This is a genomic window from Pseudomonas sp. A125, assembly GCF_055409485.1.
Genome location: NZ_JBUZVP010000071.1, coordinates 1 through 2,250, shown reverse-complemented (window position 1 = coordinate 2,250; position 2,250 = coordinate 1). Strand labels below are relative to the sequence as shown.

At 58.9% G+C, this 2,250-nt stretch carries 6 protein-coding genes; all 6 read left to right on the top strand.

Features of this window, described 5'->3' with window-relative positions:
• Nucleotides 1-184 precede the first annotated feature (184 nt).
• A complete protein-coding gene (locus ACZRN6_RS36370; protein ID WP_003151133.1) occupies nt 185-562 on the top strand; it encodes a type II toxin-antitoxin system RelE/ParE family toxin in 378 nt (125 codons plus the stop codon).
• The gene (locus ACZRN6_RS36365) at nt 543-878 is read left to right on the top strand and encodes a helix-turn-helix domain-containing protein (protein ID WP_001172026.1); all 336 of its coding nucleotides are present in this window, start codon (nt 543-545) and stop codon (nt 876-878) included. The genes ACZRN6_RS36370 and ACZRN6_RS36365 overlap by 20 nt, the downstream gene beginning before the upstream one ends.
• Before the next feature lie 14 nt (nt 879-892).
• Nucleotides 893-1,228 carry a hypothetical protein gene (locus ACZRN6_RS36360; protein WP_000741275.1) on the top strand — a complete coding sequence of 112 codons (336 nt, stop codon included), beginning with the start codon at nt 893-895 and terminating at the stop codon, nt 1,226-1,228.
• 23 nt (nt 1,229-1,251) lie between these two features.
• Complete coding sequence (locus ACZRN6_RS36355) at nt 1,252-1,578, top strand: hypothetical protein (RefSeq protein ID WP_000091614.1); 327 nt, start codon at nt 1,252-1,254, stop codon at nt 1,576-1,578.
• Complete coding sequence (locus ACZRN6_RS36350) at nt 1,575-1,955, top strand: hypothetical protein (RefSeq protein ID WP_001054412.1); 381 nt, start codon at nt 1,575-1,577, stop codon at nt 1,953-1,955. Before ACZRN6_RS36355 ends, ACZRN6_RS36350 begins: the two co-directional genes overlap by 4 nt.
• A 156-nt stretch (nt 1,956-2,111) precedes the next feature.
• Nucleotides 2,112-2,250 (top strand): DUF3391 domain-containing protein (locus ACZRN6_RS36345; protein WP_237047326.1); only part of this gene is annotated, 139 nt, incomplete at its 3' end.

Sequence of the window (2,250 nt, the reverse complement as noted above, 5' to 3'; positions counted from 1 at the left end):
TAACCATCAAAAACAGGTTTCCGCATAATAGTGAATAGCGATAGAGTTTTCCGTACATTTTTGAGGGGGTGTTGCACAGGTAGCACAGCGGCGGCTGACAGCCTGTCGCAAAACAAATGTTTTACGACACCTCCTTGAGGTTGCCGCGTTTACATCATTACCTGAACAGGTATAAAATTCCGTCATGACAAACAAAGAAAAACCGCTCGAATGGATCGCGAGCAGCCACAAGGATTTGATGGCGTTGCCGTCCGACGTGCGTCGCCGTTTCGGTTACGCGCTCTCGTTGGCGCAGATAGGCGATCAGGATGACGCAGCAAAGGTGCTCAAGGGGTTCGGTGGTGCCGGCGTGCTGGAGGTCGTCGAAGACGATGCCGGCGGCACCTATCGAGCGGTATACACGGTCAAGTTTGCGGAAGCGGTGTTCGTCCTGCACTGCTTCCAGAAGAAGAGCAAGAGCGGAATCGCCACGCCAAAGGCCGACATGGACATCATCCGCGCTCGGCTGAAGGTGGCCGAGGTATTGGCACAGGAGCTACGAAATGCAAAAACGAATCATTGAAGGCGTCGAGGTTCAGCGCAGCTCGGGCAACGTCTTTGCCGACCTTGGACTGCCTGACGCTGAAAAGCTCAAGATCAAGACCGGCCTGGTGGTCGAGATCAGGAGGGCCATGCGCGCCCTTGGGCTGACTCAACAAGCGGCGGCCAAACGCATGGGCATCCCGCAACCGAAGGTGTCGGGCATGATGCGCGGCGACTTCACCAATCTATCCGAACGCAAGCTGATGGATTGTCTGAATCGCCTCGGCTACGACATCGAAATCAAGGTACGGCCAGCAGCCGAGCCGATCGGGCATCTAACGCTCGCAACCGCTTAATCGGAGCTCTCCTGATGGCAGCCCGCATCACCGACGACGAATGGGACGAACTGACTCCCGAGAATTTCGATACCACGGCACTGCTGCGTGCAGTCGATGCCGTGGACGTGCTGCGCGGCGATTTGAATGACAGCGCAGACGGCGCACCTCCGCAACTGCGCACCGACCTGTTGAAGCTGCATCAACTGGCAATGGCCGCGTTCAACGAGGGATCACGCAGCCGAGTGGCTGAGCTATTTGATCTCGCCGTGGATCTTCAGGATCAGGTTGATCATCTGATGACCTCGCTGGAACAAGTGCAAGAAACCCTGTCCCGGTTGACGGCGCTCTACCCAGAAAGCCTGTCCTGAATGTTCTTGGAGACAACCACATCATGAGCCGCAGCCGCCGCAAAACGCCCATCGTTGGGCACACGACCTGCCGTAGCGAGCGCGAGGACAAGAAACTCTGGCATCAGCGCTGGCGAACCCACGAGCGCACCGCGCTGGCCAGCGCGTCGCCGGAAGCTCTATGCGCCCATCTGCCTCTACTGGAAAACCAGGTCAGCAACGTCTGGTCGATGGGTAAGGATGGCCGCTCCTACTGGCCCATCAAGCGCCAGGCCGCCACGGCGGATCGCATTGCCAACCACAAGGGACGCAATCCGCAAGAGCGCGCCTCCCTGAAAAAGCGTCTGCTGCGCAAGTGGATGAGCAAATGAACCTGTCCACCATCGAGGCGCTGGCTATCGCTTGGGCGCGAATCGCTGAAGAAGCAGAACTCCCAGCCGGCTACGAGGGCACGGCGACGCCAGAGGCGCATCGGGCCTGCGAGGTGATCCAGGAGCGGATTCGAGAGCACGTCGTCGCCACCAATGACATGCGGCTGTTCGGCCTGCTGCACCTGCTTGGGCAGGCGTCGCTGCGCATGGAGCAAGCGCTGTGGCCGGAAGAATATGCGCGGATGACCCGCGAGGTCGAGGAAGCTCTCCGAGAGGCCGACGACCCCAACGCCAAGTCGTACACCCACGAAGAAGTCATGCAGGCGATGCAGGAACGCATCGACCGAGCGCGAGACAAAGCCATGTTGATCGGCTGACGGAAATTTCGGCGGTTCCGGCTGATCCAAGAATCTTGGCGTGACCTTACCTCCGCTCTACCGCTGGGTGCCAGCCTCGGCGCACGCCTAACCACCCAACTCAGAAAGGAAAATAAGTTGGTAAAACGCATTCCCGTATCCGAGCTTCGTCTCGGCATGTACATCCACAAGCTCGCCGGCTCTTGGGTTCGACACCCATTCTGGCGCGGCAGCTTCCTGCTGACCGAGCCTCAGGATCTCTCTGCCATTCGAGAATGTGGCGTCGGGGAGGTCTGGGTCGACTTGGCCAAAAGCC